The organism is Mycolicibacterium frederiksbergense (assembly GCF_012223425.1).
Lineage (GTDB): Bacteria > Actinomycetota > Actinomycetes > Mycobacteriales > Mycobacteriaceae > Mycobacterium > Mycobacterium frederiksbergense.
The window spans coordinates 4,082,522-4,099,987 of the sequence record NZ_CP038799.1; the positions used below are offsets into that span (position 1 = coordinate 4,082,522).

Annotated in this window: 15 protein-coding genes and 1 pseudogene; 7 read left to right on the forward strand and 9 right to left on the reverse strand. The window is 68.5% G+C overall.

The features are described 5' to 3' along the window. Positions 1-52 precede the first annotated feature (52 nt). Together pruA and EXE63_RS22915 are read left to right on the forward strand one after the other, a co-directional pair. Entirely contained in the window at positions 53-1,681 is a 1,629-nt protein-coding gene (gene pruA / locus EXE63_RS22910) for an L-glutamate gamma-semialdehyde dehydrogenase (RefSeq protein WP_168143819.1), read from the forward strand. Positions 1,682-1,683: 2 nt separating this feature from the next. Continuing rightward, positions 1,684-2,634 (forward strand): proline dehydrogenase family protein, encoded by a 951-nt coding sequence (locus tag EXE63_RS22915; RefSeq protein WP_168143820.1) that lies wholly within the window; start codon positions 1,684-1,686, stop codon positions 2,632-2,634. 1 nt (position 2,635) lies between these two features. Here the strand turns inward: EXE63_RS22915 and EXE63_RS22920 are convergent, their stop codons facing one another. From EXE63_RS22920 to EXE63_RS22935, 4 genes are all read right to left on the reverse strand, one after another. Beyond that, on the reverse strand, positions 2,636-3,031 hold the full coding sequence (locus EXE63_RS22920; protein ID WP_168143821.1) for a YybH family protein: 396 nt from the start codon (positions 3,029-3,031) through the stop codon (positions 2,636-2,638). A 37-nt stretch (positions 3,032-3,068) separates the two neighbouring features. Continuing rightward, entirely contained in the window at positions 3,069-4,706 is a 1,638-nt protein-coding gene (locus EXE63_RS22925; protein ID WP_168143822.1) for a nucleobase:cation symporter-2 family protein, read from the reverse strand. Between the two features lie 64 nt (positions 4,707-4,770). Next, entirely contained in the window at positions 4,771-5,268 is a 498-nt protein-coding gene (locus EXE63_RS22930; RefSeq protein WP_168143823.1) for an Rv2253 family sensor-like surface protein, read from the reverse strand. Positions 5,269-5,389: 121 nt separating this feature from the next. After that, positions 5,390-5,929 (reverse strand): NUDIX domain-containing protein, encoded by a 540-nt coding sequence (locus tag EXE63_RS22935; RefSeq protein WP_168143824.1) that lies wholly within the window; start codon positions 5,927-5,929, stop codon positions 5,390-5,392. 32 nt (positions 5,930-5,961) lie between these two features. Here EXE63_RS22935 and EXE63_RS22940 point away from each other — a divergent pair, with 32 nt between their 5' ends. Next, a complete protein-coding gene (locus tag EXE63_RS22940) occupies positions 5,962-7,380 on the forward strand; it encodes an acyl-CoA synthetase (RefSeq protein WP_168145721.1) in 1,419 nt (472 codons plus the stop codon). Further along, positions 7,374-7,718, forward strand: a complete 345-nt coding sequence (locus EXE63_RS22945; RefSeq protein ID WP_168143825.1) for a VOC family protein — start codon at positions 7,374-7,376, stop codon at positions 7,716-7,718. Before EXE63_RS22940 ends, EXE63_RS22945 begins: the two co-directional genes overlap by 7 nt. A 69-nt stretch (positions 7,719-7,787) precedes the next feature. Here the strand turns inward: EXE63_RS22945 and dapD are convergent, their stop codons facing one another. Continuing rightward, a complete protein-coding gene (gene dapD, locus EXE63_RS22950) occupies positions 7,788-8,732 on the reverse strand; it encodes a 2,3,4,5-tetrahydropyridine-2,6-dicarboxylate N-succinyltransferase (protein WP_168143826.1) in 945 nt (314 codons plus the stop codon). A gap of 70 nt (positions 8,733-8,802) precedes the next feature. Between dapD and dapE the strand changes: the two genes are divergently transcribed. Next, entirely contained in the window at positions 8,803-9,870 is a 1,068-nt protein-coding gene (gene dapE, locus EXE63_RS22955; protein ID WP_168143827.1) for a succinyl-diaminopimelate desuccinylase, read from the forward strand. 109 nt (positions 9,871-9,979) lie between these two features. Then, the gene (locus tag EXE63_RS22960; RefSeq protein WP_168143828.1) at positions 9,980-11,566 is read left to right on the forward strand and encodes an ABC-F family ATP-binding cassette domain-containing protein; all 1,587 of its coding nucleotides are present in this window, start codon (positions 9,980-9,982) and stop codon (positions 11,564-11,566) included. Here EXE63_RS22960 and EXE63_RS22965 read toward each other — a convergent pair. The 4 genes and pseudogenes from EXE63_RS22965 to EXE63_RS22980 all read right to left on the reverse strand — a co-directional run. Then, positions 11,563-12,309, reverse strand: a complete 747-nt coding sequence (locus EXE63_RS22965) for a type VII secretion target (RefSeq protein WP_168143829.1) — start codon at positions 12,307-12,309, stop codon at positions 11,563-11,565. The genes EXE63_RS22960 and EXE63_RS22965 overlap by 4 nt on opposite strands. A 465-nt stretch (positions 12,310-12,774) precedes the next feature. Further along, complete coding sequence (locus EXE63_RS22970; RefSeq protein WP_168143830.1) at positions 12,775-12,999, reverse strand: hypothetical protein; 225 nt, start codon at positions 12,997-12,999, stop codon at positions 12,775-12,777. A 111-nt stretch (positions 13,000-13,110) separates the two neighbouring features. Beyond that, positions 13,111-15,234: an acyltransferase family protein gene (locus tag EXE63_RS22975; RefSeq protein WP_168143831.1), complete on the reverse strand. Its 2,124-nt coding sequence runs from the start codon at positions 15,232-15,234 to the stop codon at positions 13,111-13,113. Positions 15,235-15,566: 332 nt separating this feature from the next. Then, positions 15,567-16,793, reverse strand: a pseudogene (locus EXE63_RS22980) (AAA family ATPase); the annotation flags it as partial. 64 nt (positions 16,794-16,857) lie between these two features. On the opposite strand from EXE63_RS22980, the gene log reads away from it, so the two are divergent. Further along, on the forward strand, positions 16,858-17,412 hold the full coding sequence (gene log / locus EXE63_RS22985) for a cytokinin riboside 5'-monophosphate phosphoribohydrolase (RefSeq protein ID WP_168143833.1): 555 nt from the start codon (positions 16,858-16,860) through the stop codon (positions 17,410-17,412). Positions 17,413-17,466: the final 54 nt, after the last annotated feature.

The window sequence follows — 17,466 nt, forward strand, 5'->3', positions numbered from 1 at the left end:
CCTGGCGAATCGCACAGTATATGAGGCGGTGGGATCAGTCATCGTTGCGGGTATGGACGCCATCACCGAGGTACCGCTGCCACAGAACGAGCCCATCCACGATTACGCGCCTGCCAGCCCCGAGCGGGCCCGACTCGCCGCCGCGCTCAGCGATCTCGCGAGCGCACCCATCGACCTGCCGCACGTGATCGGCGGCAAGCACACCATGGGTGCGGGCGACCGCATCGACGTCGTCCAGCCACATCGGCGCCACAGCGTGCTCGGCACGCTGACCAACGCCGGCCACGGTGAAGCCGGCGCCGCCGTCGACGCCGCCATCGCCGCCAAGGACGCCTGGGCGGACACCCCGTTCGACGAGCGGGCGGCGGTGTTCCTGCGCGCCGGGGACCTGATGTCGGGCCCGTGGCGCGAGAAGATCGCCGCGGCCACCATGCTCGGCCAGTCCAAGACCGCCTACCAGGCCGAGATCGACTCGCCCTGCGAGCTGGTCGACTTCTGGCGCTTCAACGTGGCGTTCGCCCGCCAGATCCTCGCGCAGCAACCGATCAGCAGCCGCGGCGTGTGGAACCGCACCGACTACCGCCCGCTCGAGGGTTTCGTCTACGCGATCACGCCGTTCAATTTCACCGCCATCGCGGGCAACCTGCCGACCGCACCCGCGCTGATGGGCAACACCGTGGTGTGGAAACCGTCCATCACCCAGACGTTTTCGGCCTATCTGACCATGCAGCTGCTCGAAGCCGCCGGCCTGCCGCCGGGGGTCATCAACCTGGTCGCCGGGGATGGGTTGGCGGTGTCCGATGTGGTGCTGGCCGATCCGCGGCTGGCCGGTATCCACTTCACCGGGTCCACCGCGACGTTCCAGCATCTGTGGCGCGAGGTCGGCACCAACATCGACCGCTACCGCACCTATCCGCGGCTGGTGGGGGAGACCGGCGGCAAGGACTTCGTCGTCGCACACCCGTCGGCGCGACCGGATGTGCTGCGCACCGCGCTGATTCGCGGCGCCTTCGACTATCAGGGGCAGAAATGTTCGGCGGCATCGCGGGCGTTCATCCCGCGCTCGGTGTGGTCGCAGATGGGCGACGACTTCCTGGGCGCCACCGAGGCGCTGAAATACGGCGACGTCACCGACCTGTCGAACTACGGTGGCGCCGTCATCGACGAGCGCGCCTATGCCAAGAGCGCGCGCGCCATCGAGCGGGCCAAGGGTGCGGCCGGCGTCACGATCGCCGTCGGCGGTGAATGCGAGGACAGCGAGGGCTATTTCGTGCGGCCCACCGTGCTGCTGTCCGACGACCCGACCGATGAGGCGTTCCGCGACGAGTACTTCGGGCCGATCCTGGCCGTGCACGTCTACGACGACGACAGGTGGGACGACGTCCTCGGCGTCGTCGACGGCGGTTCCACGTACGCGCTCACCGGTGCGGTGATCGCCGATGACCGCACCGCCGTGCTCGATGCGCAGCAGCGGCTGCGCCACGCGGCGGGCAACTTCTACGTCAACGACAAGCCCACCGGCGCCGTGGTGGGTCAACAGCCCTTCGGCGGGTCACGGGCCTCGGGGACCAACGACAAGGCGGGGTCGGCGCTGAACCTGCTGCGGTGGACCTCGGCGCGCTCCATCAAGGAGACCTTCGTCCCGCCGACCGACCACCACTACCCGCACATGGAGGTCTGACGATGAGCGTCTTCCAGAAGCTGGCACGGCCCGCGATCCTCGCGGCCAGTAGGTCCGACGCGCTGCGGCGCACCGCGGAGCGGATGCCCGTGACCCGCGATGTCGTGCACCGTTTCGTGCCCGGCGAGACGATCGACGATGCCATGGGTTCCGTTGCTGTGCTGCGGGATTCACGGCGTTTCGTCAGCATCGACTACCTGGGCGAGGATGTCACCGATGTCGAGGCGGCCAACGCGACCGTGCAGGCCTACCTCGACCTGCTGAACGCGCTGGAGCGACGGGGCGAGACCGGGCCGGAACCACGGTCTTTGGAGGTATCGCTGAAGCTGTCGGCGCTGGGCCAGGCGCTGCCGCGGGACGGTGAGAAGATCGCCATGGAGAACGCACACACCATCTGCACCAAGGCCCGTGACGTCGGTGCCTGGGTCACGGTGGACGCCGAGGACCACACGACGACCGATTCGACGCTGTCCATCGTGCGGGACCTGCGCACCGATTTCGACTGGCTCGGCACGGTGTTGCAGGCTTACCTCAAGCGCTGCGAGGGCGATTGCCGGGAATTTGCGGAGTCCGGGGCACGCATCCGGTTGTGCAAGGGCGCCTACGACGAGCCCGCGTCGGTGGCGTTCCGCGAGCGCGCCGAGGTCACCGACTCCTACCTGCGGTGCCTGCGTATCCTGATGGCTGGTGGCGGCTACCCGATGGTGGCATCGCACGACCCGGAGATCATCGACGAGGTCCCCGCGATGGTGCGCGAATTCGGCCGTGGTATCGCCGATTACGAGTACCAGATGCTGTACGGCATCCGCGATGCGGAGCAACGCCGGCTGGTCGACAGCAGCCACGTCCGGGTCTACGTGCCGTTCGGCACGCAGTGGTACGGCTACTTCGTGCGCCGCCTCGCCGAGCGTCCGGCCAACCTCGCGTTCTTCGTGCGGGCGCTCGTCGACTGAGCTAGGTCGTGTCGGGGAATGAGTGGTGTTCGTGGGCGATCAGCCATTCCCCGCCGATCCTGCGTAGGCCCATGGACAGGCGCAGCCGGTTGTCCGGATTCTCCGCAAACTCCTTCTCGCCACCGCAGCGCAACAGCCCGTAGGCAAAGGCGACGTCCTCGCCGGCGTCGACGTTCAGCTCGACAAGCTCGAAAGTGGCTCCGCTGCGGATGAATTCGAAGAACGGTGGCCAGCTCTCGCGGTAGGCCGGCTTGCCGCGGATCCCTTCGTAGGGCGGCGGCACGTCGAACATGACGATGTCATCGGAATGCGCGGCGGTCACGGCGTCGAGGTCACAGGCCCTGACGCCGTCAACCCAGCGGGCGATCAGCATTCGGATATCGGTTTCGGCACTCATGCCGGTACTGACCGCGGCCGACGGGACAACTCATCGGTCAGCCTCCGCGGGTGGAGAACCTGCCCTCGGTGACCTCGTCCCATTTCTGGCATACCGTGGCCACCTGCTCGTCGCCCTGGTCGCGGATCCACGCACACGTCTCCCGGTCCGTGGACGGGTTGGTGACGATGATGGTGCGCAGTTCGGGGCGGTCCTCGGCGAGTTGGCGCAGGCGCTGCGGCGGTGTCGACGGGTCGGCGGCGCGCAGTGCGTCCAACGGATCGGGCAGCGCACCCCGGGGAGCGTCGTGCGCGGACAGTTCGTCGGCGTCGGTGTCGGCGCCGCGGCTGTTCAGCAGCAGGTTCAGCAGGATCGCGGCCAGGGCGCCCGCCGATATCCCGGAATGGAAGATCGTCTGGAACCAGTCCGGGAACTGGTGGTACAGGTCCAGCGAGACGTTCACCGGGGTGTCGCCCAGCGTGCGGTCGGTGTAGTACAGCTTGGCCTCGGTCAGCATCGCCACCCCGACGGAGATCGCCACCACCAGGATGTTGGTGTTGGTGAACTTCACCCTGGTCAACGTCCGGACGCCGCTGGCGGCCACCATGCCGAACAGGGCCACCCCGGCGCCACCGAGCACCGGCAGCGGGATGCCCTCGACGACGGCGGCCATCTTGGGCAGCAGTCCGAGCAGGATCAAGATGATCCCGGCGACCGTCGCCACGTGCCGGGTCCGCACGCCGGTGATGGCGACCAGCCCGACGTTCTGGGCGAACGCGGTGTACGGGAACGTGTTGAAGATGCCGCCGATGACGGTGCCGAGGCCGTCGGCGCGCAGCCCGTCGGCGAGCTTGCGCGGGGTGATCTTCTCCTCGACGATCTCACCGACCGCGACGATATCGCCGGTGGTCTCGGTCATGATCACGATACCCACGATGAGCAGCGCGATGATCGAGCTGATCTCGAACGTCGGGGTACCGAACTGGAACGGGGTGACAAAGCCGACCCAGCTGTAGTCACCCATGTGCTCCCAGTCGGTGAGGCCGAACGGGACCGCCACGATCGTGCCGATGAGCAGACCGAGCAGGATCGACACCCGGCGCATCGCCTCGGGCGCGAACCGCTCGATGACGATGATCGTCGCCAGGGTGAAGAATCCCAGCCCGATCGCCGTCGGTGAGCCGAAGTCCGGGCCGGCGGCGTTGCCGCCGCCGAACCAGCCGGCAGCCACCCGCATCAGCGAGACGCCGATGATCAAGATGATGGTGCCGGTCACCAGGGGTGGGAAGAACCGGATCAGCTTCCCGAACACCGGGGCGAGCAGCATCATGAAGAGACCGCACGCGATCACCGAGCCGTAGATGGTGGTGATGCCGTGATTGATACCGATGGTGATCATCGGGCCGACCGCGGCGAACGTGACGCCCTGCATCAGCGGCAACCGAACACCGAAGCGCCAGAAACCCACTGACTGGATGATCGTCGCGATCCCGGCCACGAACAGGTCGGCCATGATCAGGTGCACGATGTCGGACTGCTCGAGTTGGCCGGCGCCGACCATCGCGCCACCGACGATCAGCGGTACCGCGACCGCGCCGGCATACATCGCCAGCACGTGCTGGATGCCAAGGGGCAGCAGTCGTTTCAGCGGCGGGACTTCGTCGACCGGACGGACGGTGGGCGTGGGTACTGCCATCCCGTCATCCTCGGAGAGTGACGTTTCGCAGGGTTTCCCCTGAGATGACCGACGTATTACGGCCCTACGGCGCGGGGAACGCCGCGGCCGGCATCAGCACGTTGCCACGGCAGGGCCCGCTGAGGATGTCGGTGTACCAGCTGCCCTGCAGGGTCCCGTCGGGCTGAGGTGTGTAGCTGACCCAGGACTGCGCCGGGCTGAACACCCGCGGAGTGCTGTCCCCGAGGTAACACTCCCACTGCCAGTTGTAGGCGAAGGTCCACTTCTCGCCGTTCCACTTGTAGCGCTGCGGCTGCGGAATCGTCGGGTTCGACGGCGCGGGCCCGTCCAGCACGGTGGCGACACAGGCGCTGCCGGCGCAGGCCGTGGAGAACGTGTAGACGGCACTGAGATCGCCCTCGGCCTGGCGGGCGGCGACGCTGGTGCCGTTCTTCTGCGATGCATAGGTCACGACGTTGTAGCGGCCGTTCCACCCCTGGCCGACTGCGGCGGCAGCGGGCATGGGTGCGAGGCCGGCCACCAGGACGGCTGCCAACGCAGTGCACAGTCGACGGACCAACATCCCTTTCCCTATTCAGTCAAAAAGATCAGCTGACCTCAAGGTAGCGGGGGGTGATGACAAAACCGCTGATCGTCATGTCTGCTGCGTCAATTAGAGACCACATTGTGACGGTGAACGAGTTTCAGCCGCGGCCGGCCAGCGTCACCATTGTCCACGCGGCGATCGTCTGTGCATCCGTGATGTCTCCGTCCCGGATCATCTGTTCGATCTGCGCGCCGGTGAACCAGGCGCTGTGCATGTCCTGCTCTTCGTGCTCGCGCTCATGCTCACCCTGGGTCAGCCCGGTCGCCAGGAAGACCCAGCCGCGCTGGCTGCTCATCCCCGGCGCGACATCGAGTTGCCCGAGCCGGATCAGCGAGTCCGCCCGCAGCCCCGTCTCCTCGCGAAGTTCGCGGGCCGCCAGTTCGAGCGGCTCCAGATCGGCCCGGTCCGGCGCGGTACCTTGTGGGAACTCCCAGCGCCGCAACCCGATCGGGTAGCGGTACTGCTCGACGAGATGGAACAGATCACCGTCGCGCGCGACCACCAGCGCGTAGGTGGGCTTGTCGATCACGCCGTAGATGCCGTGGCTGCCGTCGGGACGCCGGATCGCGTCCTCGCGCACCGTCATCCAGCTGTTGCGGTAGACCTCACGACTGGACATCCGCTCGATCGGTGACATGGCGCAAGGGTAGCCTCGCAAGAATGTCTACGGTGTTGCTGACCTCGCTGGACCCCGCCGCCGTGGCCGCCGGGCACGACCTGGCCGACGCGGTGCGTATCGACGGTGTGTCGCTGAGCCGCAGTGACCTGGTGGGGGCGGGCACGTCGGTGGCCGAACGTGTCGCGCGGGCGCAGCGGGTCGCGATCCTGGCCACACCCACCGCGACGACGGTGCTGGCGGTCATCGGATGCCTGATCGCCGGTGTGCCGTTCGTGCCGGTGCCAGCCGATGTGGGGGCCGCCGAGCGGGCACACCTGCTCGGCGATTCCGGCGTACAGGCCTGGCTCGGCGAGCTACCCGCCGAAAGTGAAGGGTTACCGCATATTCCGGTGCGTATGCACGCCCGGTCCTGGCACCGCTACGCCGAGCCGCGACCCGAAGCGACGGCCATGATCATGTACACCTCCGGCACCACCGGGCTGCCCAAGGGCGTCACGATCAGTCGGCGCGCCATCGCCGCCGATATCGACGCGTTGGCCCAGGCCTGGGACTGGACGGCCGCCGACACCCTGGTGCACGGTCTGCCGTTGTTCCATGTGCACGGGCTGGTGCTCGGATTGCTGGGTTCGCTGCGTATCGGAAACCGGTTCCTACACACCGGGAAGCCGACACCGCAGGCCTATGCCGAGGCGGCAGGCACGCTGTATTTCGGGGTGCCGACGGTGTGGTCACGCATCGCCGCCGACGCCGATGCCGCCCGTGCGTTGTCCTCGGCTCGGCTGCTGGTATCGGGCAGTGCGGCGCTGCCGACCCCCGTATTCGAGGATCTGGTGAAGCTGACCGGGCACGCGCCGGTGGAGAGATACGGCAGCACAGAGTCTCTGATCACCATCAGCACCCGGGTCGACGGGGAACGCCGACCGGGCTGGGTGGGTCTGCCGGTGGCCGGCGTGCAGACCCGGCTGGTCGACGACGAGGGTCGGCCCGTCCCGCACGACGGGGAAACCATCGGGCAGCTCCAGGTGAAGAGCCCGACGAACTTCAGCGGCTACCTCAACCGGCCCGACGCGACGGCCGAGGCGTTCGACGCCGAAGGCTGGTACCGCACAGGTGATGTCGCGGTGATCGACGCCGACGGTATGCACCGCATCGTCGGGCGCGCATCGGTCGACCTGATCAAATCGGGTGGGTTCCGGATCGGCGCCGGCGAGATCGAAGCCGTCCTGCTGGGTCATCCCGGGGTGGACGAGGCGGCGGTGGTCGGCGTGCCCGATGACGACCTGGGGCAGCGGATCGTGGCCTTCGTCGTCGGCGACGCGGATCCCGACCTGCTGATCCAGTTTGTCGCCGAACAACTTTCGGTGCACAAGAGGCCCAGGGAGGTGCGCATCGTGGAAAGCCTGCCGCGTAACGCGATGGGCAAGGTGCTCAAGAAGGAACTGGTGGCACGGGGAGTCGACCCGTGTTGAGGCTGACCCAGATCTGCATCGACGCCCACGATCCCGAGGCGCTCGGAGCATGGTGGGCCGAGGTGCTCGGCTGGCCGCACCACACCGATGCCGACGGCGATGTGGTGCTGACCCCGCCGCCGGGGCACGGCCCCGAATGGTTGTTCCTCGCCGTCCCCGACGACAAGGTGGTCAAGAACCGGCTGCACCTGGACTTCACGCCGCAGGACCAGCAGGCCGAGGTCGACCGGGTGATCGCCCGGGGCGCGCGCCGGGTGGACATCGGTCAGGGCAAGCAGAGCTGGGTGGTGCTCGCCGATCCCGAGGGCAACGAGTTCTGCATCCTTGCCCCGGAGTGAGCGCCCAACGTCGACTTGTCGTCGGCGATTCTGCGAGAGCCCACCGATAAGTCGACGTTGGGCACGGCCTCAGTTGGCGTGCAGCGCGTCGTTCAGGGTGATGCCGGTGCCGTCACGGTTGACCACCTCGACCGCCCCGGACAACGAGTTGCGGCGGAACAGCAGATTGTTCGAACCGGACAGATCCTTGGCCTTCACGGTCTGCCCGTCGGCGGTGGTGACCTTGGTGCCGCCGGTGACGTAGAGGCCCGCTTCGATGACGCAGTCGTCGCCCAGCGAGATGCCCAGCCCGGCGTTGGCGCCCAGCAGGCAGCGCTTGCCCACCGAGATGACCTCCTTGCCGCCACCGGACAACGTGCCCATGATCGACGCGCCGCCCCCGACGTCGGAGCCGTCACCGACCACCACACCGGCGGAGATACGGCCCTCCACCATGGAGGTGCCCAGCGTCCCGGCATTGAAGTTGACGAAGCCCTCGTGCATGACGGTGGTACCCGGCGCCAGGTGCGCGCCCAGACGGACACGGTCGGCGTCGGCGATGCGCACGCCGGTCGGGGTCACGTAGTCGACCATCCGTGGGAACTTGTCGATGCCGTACACCGTGACGGCCCCACGGCGGCGCAGCTTGGCGCGTACCAGCTCGAAGCCCTCGACCGCGGCGGGACCGAAGTTCGTCCACACCACGTTGGCCAGCAGCCCGAAGATGCCGTCCAGATTGGCCTCGTGGGGGACGGTCAGCCGATGCGACAGCAGGTGCAGTCGCAGGTAGGCATCGAAGGTGTCGACGGGTTTGTCCTCCAGCGAGGCGATGGTGGTGCGCACCGCGACGACCTCGACATCGCGGTCGGTGTCCGGGCCGGTGAGGTCGGCCAGGTTGTCCGTCAGCTCGGCGACCGACAGTCTCGTGGTCCCGGAGACCCCGTCGCCGGTCAGCTCGGGAGCGGGAAACCAGGTGTCCAGGACAGTTCCGTCGGCGGCGATGGTGGCCAGGCCGAAGCCAGATGCAGCAGTCACGTTGGGCAAGGTTACTGCACCAAATCCCCCGGTCGCTTCGCTCCTGCCCACCGGACTAGCCTCGATCACCATGGGGCTAGACCTGCGCGCCGATCCGATCGCACTGACCGCCGCGTTGGTGGACATCCCCAGTGAGTCGCGCCATGAGCAGCGCATCGCCGCCGAGATCGAGGCCGCGCTGCGCGAGCAGGCGCCGCATTTCGAGGTCATCCGCAACGGCGACGCGGTGCTGGCCCGCACCCACCTGGGCCGGGGATCGCGGGTGCTGCTGGCCGGGCACACCGACACGGTGCCCGCCGCCGACAACCTGCCCAGCCGCGTCGAAGACGGCCGGATGTACGGGTGCGGCACCTCGGACATGAAGTCCGGCGATGCGGTGTTCCTGCACCTCGCCGCCACCATCGCCGAGCCCGCCCACGACCTCACCCTGGTCATGTACGACTGTGAGGAGATCGAGGCCGGCGCCAACGGGTTGGGCCGTATCGAGCGCGAACTGCCGGACTGGCTGGCCGCCGACGTCGCGATCCTGGGCGAGCCATCCGGCGGGTTCATCGAGGCGGGCTGCCAGGGCACCATCCGGATCGTCGCGAGCGCGGCCGGCACCCGGGCTCACTCTGCGCGATCCTGGCTGGGCGACAATGCCATTCACAAACTGGGCGCCGTGCTCGATCGGCTGTCGCGGTACCAGGCCCGCAGCGTGGACATCGACGGGTGCGTGTACCGCGAGGGACTCTCGGCGGTGCGCATCGACGGCGGTATCGCGGGCAACGTCATCCCGGATGCGGCGACGGTGACGGTCAACTTCCGGTTCGCGCCCGACCGCAGCGTCGAGCAGGCGGTCGCGCACGTGCACGAGGTGTTGGCCGGGCTGGACGTGTCCCTGCAGGTCACCGATGCCGCCGCGGGAGCGCTGCCCGGGCTGGCCAACCCCGCGGCCGCCGCGCTGGTGGCCGCGGCCGGGGGACAGGTGCGCGCCAAGTACGGCTGGACCGATGTGTCGCGGTTCGCCGCACTGGGCATCGCCGCGGTCAACTACGGGCCGGGGGATCCGAACCTGGCGCACAAGGTCGACGAGCACGTCGACATTGCGGCGATCACCGCGACCACCGCGACGTTGCGGGCCTACTTAACCGCTTGACCGGATTCGGTAGCATGGTGCACGTGCTGGGAATCGACGACATCTCCGGGTAAGTCCCGAGATCTCCTCTGTCGTCCTAGAAAACCTCTCCTCACTGTGGAGTTCCCGCATGTCGATTGTCTGTTCCCATCTTTCGTTCCAGTGGCCCGATGACACCCCGGTATTCACGGATCTGTCCTGCTCATTCGGGCGCGGCCGGTACGGGCTGGTGGCCCCCAACGGCGCCGGTAAGAGCACGCTGCTGCGGCTGATCGCCGGCGACCTCACACCTTCGGCCGGTGCCGTGGTGGTCGACGGGGTGCTCGGGTATCTCCCGCAGAATCTGCCGTTCCTCGGCGAGCACACCGTGTCCGATGTGCTCGGGGTGGCTCCGGTGGTCGCCGCGCTGGACGCGCTGGCGGCCGGGGACGCCAGTGACGCCGTGTTCGCCGCCATCGGTGAGGACTGGGACATCCAGGAACGCTCCCGCGCAGAGCTGGATCGGCTCGGCCTGGACCTGGAGCTGGACCGCCCGTTGTCGACGCTCTCGGGTGGGCAGGTGGTATCGCTGGGGCTGACGGCGCAGCTGTTGCGCCGCCCCGACGTGCTGCTGCTCGACGAGCCCACCAACAATCTGGATACCGTTGCTCGACAACGGCTCTACGGCGCACTGGAGAGTTTTGGAGGATGCCTGCTGGTGGTCAGCCATGACCGGGTACTGCTGGACCGGATGGAGGCGATCGCCGAGTTGCGGGCCGGCGAGGTGTCGCTCTACGGCGGCGGATTCAGCGATTACCAGGTGGCGGTGCAGGCCGCCCAGGAAGTCGCGGCGAGCAATATCCGCAACGCCGAGCAGGAACTCAACCGGCACAAGCAGCAGATGCAGCAGGCGCGTGAGCGAGCCGACAAGCGGGCGTCGACCGCCAAGCGCAATCTGAAGGACGCAGGCCTGCCGAAAATCTTTGCCGGCAAGCTGAAACGGGACGCTCAGCAGTCGGCGGCCAAGGCCGACGATGTGCACGCCCGGCGGGTCGGCGACGCCCGCGACCGGCTCGCTGATGCCGAGCGGACGCTGCGGGATGACGATGTGCTGGCCCTGGACCTGCCCGATACCGAGGTGCCTGCCGGCCGGGTGGTGTTCACCGGATCCGGTTTGGGGTCAAGGGTGTTCACCGGTCTCGATATCGACATTCGCGGTCCGGAGCGGATCGCACTGACCGGTGCGAACGGGGTGGGCAAGTCGACGCTGCTCCGGATCATCTCCGGTGACCTGCAGCCCGACGCCGGGGAGGTGCAGCGCGGTGGCGGTCGTATCGCGTATCTGTCCCAGCGGCTGGATCTGCTCGACGAACAAGCGTCGGTGGCCGATTGCCTGGCGGCCTACGCGCCCGGGCTGTCGGTGACCCGGCGCCGGCATCTGTTGGCGCAGTTCCTGTTCCGGGGTGACCGCGTCGACCTCCCGATCGGTGCGCTCTCGGGTGGGGAACGTCTGCGCGCGACACTGGCGTGTGTGCTGTTCGCCGAGCCGGCGCCGCAACTGCTGCTGCTGGACGAGCCGACCAACAACCTGGACCTGTCCAGCGTCGCCCAGCTGGAGTCGGCCCTGAACGCCTATCGCGGAGCGTTCGTGGTGGTGAGCCACGATGAGAGCTTCCTGGCCGGCATCGGTGTCCAGCGCAGTCTGCTGCTGGCCGGCGGAGCGCTGGTGGCGACCTAGTCGACCTGCGGGCGGGTCGGCGCCGGCCGGACCGGCGGGGTCGTCTCGATGGGCGCGGGACCCGACGGGGAGCTCTGGGCTGCCTGTGCCTGCTGGACCGGGGCCGGTTCGGCCTTCTCGCGCTTGTCGGCTGTGTCTTCGCGCTCGGACTCGGCATCGCGTTCGCCCTCGGGCTTCTCGCCCTCGTCGGGCTCGGTCGCCTGGGCGGCCTGGGAAATGCCCTGCACGAGTTGTTGTGGCACCTGCTGCAGGCCCTGTGCCAGGCCTGCCAGCGGGGCGGTGACGGCCTGGACCAGCTGGGCGACCTGTTGGCCGACCTGGCCCATGATCTGGCCCATCTGCCCCGCCATGTCGGCGCCGCCACCGGCGGCGGGGACGCTCGATCCGGCCGCGCCGGCTGTCCCGGGGGTTCCGCCGCCCGGCCCGCCCCGGCCTTCCAGCGCCGCGGCCGCCGCGTGCAGGCGGGAGCCCCCATCCTCGTCGCCCGCGGCGTACGCGCGGGCCGCCTTCTGCAGCAGATCGGCGATGGTGGCGGCGGAGGTCGATGTGACACCCAGGGTGCTGCCGCGTCCGTCGAGGACATCGGTCAGCGCGCCGCTCACCGACGAGGCGATGGCACCGTGACTGTTCTGCACGCCGGTGCCTTCGGCGCCGGTCAGCCCGGCGAGCCCGGAGACCACCTGGGAGTGCCGTGCTGAGTGGTTTTGCACGCCATCGGTCTGGACGAAGAGTGGATCGGTCATGTGTCGGCCCCTGTCGCTCGCAGCCAATTCTATGGCCGGTGTGTGGGCCAGTCGGGCGGAACTTTCGGCGCGCGGGCAACCGCCCGGGTGACGATGCCGGGCTCGCACGAAAGACATTGGCCCAGCCCGTTCACGGATGCGGCAGAGCGGCATGTCGCCTATGCGTGTTGCGCAGCTTCAGGAACTCGAACGGGGCCCGTGATATTCGTGGGCACTCGGATCCCACGCGTAGCGGCGGGAGGCCCAGTCCTTCGGCCGATACGGTGTGACGAGTATGAGCGCGCCGATGGCGGTCACGACGGCCCCCGTCGTCATGGTTTTTCTCTTCAACGCCTGCCCCCAGGTCCACGTTGCTGCTGTGCGCGCCGCCCCGGCCGTCCCCTCGACCGTGCCGACCGCGTTCATGGCATCGCTGCCAGTCACAACCGTACCGCAGCGCGCTCGACGTGTCGGGCGAACAGGCGCCTACCCGGTGCCCGGGCGGTGTGCGTGCCGCACGCTGTGGGTCATGCCTCGGGGCGCCATGTGCGGGTCACGGTCCAGGTAGTGCAACTGGAACCGGTGGTGAATCACCTTGGTGCCGGACGTCTCCGACGTGGTGCCCGGTTCGTCGGCCTGGGCAGGTGCCGCGGTGAAGAGCACACCGGCTGTCACGGCGATCGTTGCTGCGGCCACTGCAATGCGTCTCATTGCCTGCTCCTTCTGCCAACGTTCACAGTAGGGCGGCAAACTTATGGCTCACTGCGGCCTGACGCCGGGTTGGCTGAACAATTCAGACATGTTGGGCGCGAGCCAATTACCTCAGTTGACGCCCACCGGCCGAAGCGGCGCGGGCCGGGTGCCCTTGAACATGGTGAGGATGTCCTGGCGCGGCGGCGCCGGGCCCGTCGCGGGCGGGCGCAGGTAGCTTTCCGCCGCGGCGATGAATGCGCCCGAGAGCACCCGACTCATCTCCGTCGTGATGTGACTGCCGTCCCGGTACACCAGTGTGTCGCCAATGACGCTGGGGCACATGGTGGCATTGCAGAACAATTCGGTGAAGTCGATATAGGACACGTTCTCGTACTTCTCCGCGACGGCGCGCTCCGCGGCCCGCAACTCGGAGTCCATGGCCTTGGTCCTGTCCAGTCCGCAGTAGTCGGCGTCATCGGTGAAGCGGGCCAGGCAGATCGAGGGTGTCGTTCCGGTGGACGGGGTGTCGGCGAGCAGGACCAGATGCGACCGGGCGGGCAGCCGTTCGATCGCCGCGGTGAGCGCTTCCCGCCAGCGCTGCCCGCGGTTCTCCCCGTCGGTGAAGTAGAGCTTGCCGAAATTGCCGAGTATCACCAGCGCCGGCGGGTCTGCGGTGAGCCGGCGCGCCACATTCTCGACCCAGTTCGGGCAGCTGGTCGAGGCGATATCGGGTGGCGGCGCGGCCGGGCAGCCGCTCTTGGTGTGCGCCTCCAGTCGCACCTCGCCGCTTTCGGCGAGCGGTCGCAGCGCCGGATACCACTGCGCGGCGTGGGAATCGCCGAACAGCACGACGCGTGGGGCGCCACGGTTGGGCCCGATGACGCAGTCGGCGAGGTCGGTCTCGCTCAGATTGCGGTGACATCCGTTGTCGTAGAGCACGGGATGGTCGTTGTCCGCCTCGGCCAGTGTGGGGACCAGATTGGCCGGAACGTACCCGGTGCCCGCGGGACTGGCGCTGAGCACGATCGGCTCGGCGGGCCGGCCGCTGTCCAGCCTGGCCTGGACGACCACACCGGCGGTCACGGCCGTCACGACGACAGTCGCCATCGCGGCTGCTGCCACACCGAAGGTGCGGCGCGGCCGCGATGTGGTGAGCCAGCCGATGCGCTGACCGGGTATCTCCACGTAGGTGTAGAGCAGCCACGCCAGCGGCACGCAGGCCATGGCGAGCGCGATGCGCGCCCACATCGGCAGGTGTTCCATGTAGGCGCCGGCGGCGACCGGCAGCATCAGCACCGGCCAGTGCACGAGGTACAGGGAGTAGGAGATGTCGCCGATCCAGGTGACCGGCCGCACGCTCAGCATGGCCGCCGGCCCGCCCGGCGCGGTGCCCGCCGCGATCAGCAGGGCGGCACCCAGGACGGGGATCGCCACCGCCGAGCCGGGATAGACGGTCATGGTGGTGAACACCACGGCGGCGCCGATGATCGCGAGCAGCCCGACCCACCCCAGGGCTGCGGCGATGCGGGGTGCGAACAACTTTCGTCCGTCGAGCAGGGCGAGTGCCACCAAGGCGCCGAGCCCGAACTCCCATACGCGAGCGGGTAGCAGGAAGAACGCGTCCGGCTGGGCGTAGGTGGTGGAGTACAGGCAGACCGCGAAGGACACGACGATGAGCGCCGACATCGCGATCGCCAGCGTCCAGCGCGCCGTGAAGAACCGGAACAGGATCGCCAACAGCACCGGCCACAGCAGATAGAACTGTTCCTCGACCCCCAGGGACCAGTAGTGCAGGAACAGCGACGGCGTCTTCTCCGCGAGGTAGTCGGTGGCGTTGTAGGCGAACCAGAGATTGGGGATGTAGAAGGTCGCGGCGATCGCGTCCTTGACCACGTAGCCGAACTGGATCGGTGACACCAGCAGTCGGGCGGCCAGCACGGTGGCGATGATGACGACGAAAGCGGCAGGCAGCAGGCGACGGGCCCGGCGGGCGTAGAACGCGCCGAACCCGACCCGGCCGTGATCACGCAGGGATTTGAGCAGATGCGTGCTGATGAGGAAGCCGGATATGACGAAGAAGACGTCGACGCCGACATAGCCGCCACCGAACCCGGGGATCTCGGCATGAAAGAGCACGACGAGCAGCACCGCGACAGCCCGCATGCCCTGGATATCGAGGCGTTTCTCGTTGATGCCGACCACCCCTCTCTGTGACCCTGAGCACTGGGAGGCGATCACTGTGACCCCCGACACATAATTGACGTTGCCGTCACAATAGCGTTGCTCCGGGGCGACCGGCACGCCGAGGTACCGATGCGCGCTCGGGGGCCGGCAGGCCGATGCGCGACGTGGCGCGTCCAACGGTGCCGACTTGCGGTCCGGCCCGGGGTCTGCGGTTGTCGCAGGCGAGTAGTTCGCAGGCCCGGTCGGGCGGTTTGCGGTGACCCGGGGCTCAGTGCCCGACGAACACTCGACCTTGCCGTCGGCAAACGATCACGCGCGCCCATCTGACCCCCGGTCGCCATCCTTGCTGCGTTGATCCTAGGCGAGCAGGCGTACCGGTGTGTGAGTTGGCCCGCCGCCAATCACCAAGTGAGCGGCGGCAATTGGGGTTGTGTGCGGGATGGCGTTCTCGAATAACCGCGCTCGGCGTAACTTTTGGCAACCGAGGCGAGCCCGGCCTCATCGCCGTCTGTCAGCGCTCGCGCATGCTCGAGCGTCAAACGAGCGAACACGCAATCCATTTCGAGTGCGGCGAGGGTATCGCCAGCGCGGGCATCGCCCAGACGAACCGCGTCGTGCAGTGCGCGCACCGCCACAGCGGATTGACCGCCGCGCGATGCGGCCCTGGCCGCCTCGCGCGCCGCCGCGACCGCTCCCACCGGATCGCGGCGCGCCGCGCAGGTCCAGGCCCGGGCCAGCGCCAACTCCGGGGCGAACAGCATCGACTTCAAGCCGTGCCGGGACTCGGCCCGCGACAGTGCTTTGGCCGCCTCGACCACCAGCCCCTGCTGCCCGAGTGCCTGAGCCAGCAGCATCCACGCCAGCGGCCCCCACGAGTATCCGGTCACCGCCAGCGCGGCCGCAGACTCCCGCAACAACGACACCGCCTCGTCGAGGGCGCCACGGATCAGCAGCACGTCTGCCACCAGCAGCTGCCCGATCGCCCGCGAAGGTGGCGCACCGGCCACGAGGTCACGGGCCAGCGCCTCGGCGCGATCCGGTGCGCCGTCGAGGACCAGCGCCGTGGTCTGCCCGAAGGCGGAGGTGAACCGCAGCAGCCCGGGATTGCCGGACTCGATGGCCTGCGCGGCCAGGGTGTCCACCGCGGAGAACAGGCCCATCCGGGCCGATGACAGTGCTGCCGCCGATGCCGCCCAACCGATCGCCCGGTGGTCGGCGTCCGGCGTCGAGAGCACGGAGCCGGCGAGGTCCAGCGCGCGCTGCAGGCTGCCGGCGTTCATGGCGAAGGTGCTCAGCAACGCGTCGACGGTCGTCGCGGAACGCAGCCGGGCGCGGGTCGCGCGCAGGAAGGCGGTGGCCTGCTCGGGTTCGTCGAGCATCCAGAACTGATTGGCTGCCCGGGGCAGCGCCCACGCGATCAGGTCGGCCTCGTCCAGCGAGCCGGGGTCAACCTCGGCGAGCACCGCGTCGGCTTCGTGGCCGCGGCCCTGCCAGGCCAGGGCCTGTGCCAACGTCAACCGGGCCGCCAGCGATCCGCTCTCGGCCAACGCCGCCCGGGCCAGCGCCTCGGCGGCGCCGAGATCCGCGCGGCCCAGCGCGTCCGCAGCAGCGTCGCTCGGCGGCTCAGGCACAGCCGCAGTGTAGGGCGGGCGGCCATCCGGCCACGGCGAAACCGGCGGTACGTTCTCCACTGTGTCCGAAACCAGCCCGTGGGCGGTCTGCGTGTACTGCGCGTCCGGCCCGACGCACCCTGAACTGCTCGAACTCGCCACCGAGGTGGGCCGCGCGATCGCCGACCGCGGCTGGACACTGGTCTCCGGAGGCGGCAACGTCTCAGCGATGGGTGCGGTGGCCGACGGGGCTCGGCAGCGCAACGGACGCACCATCGGCGTCATCCCCAAAGCCCTGGTGCACCGTGAACTCGCCGACATCGCCGCCGACGAACTGGTGGTCACCGACACCATGCGGGAACGCAAGCAGGTGATGGAGGACCGGGCCGACGCGTTCATCGCCCTGCCCGGGGGGATCGGCACCCTGGAGGAATTCTTCGAAGCCTGGACCGCGGGCTACCTCGGCATGCACGACAAACCGATCGTCATGCTGGACCCGTTCGGGCACTACGACGGCCTGCTGAGCTGGTTGCGGGGCCTGGTCGACACCGGTTACGTCGGTGAACGTGCGCTGGACCGGCTGGTGCTCGTCACCGATGTTGAGACGGCTCTCAGCGCTTGTAGCCCCAGTCACTAGGCTTGACGGCCATGAGTGACGACACAACGCGTACCAGCGTCGGCCTGCTCGATA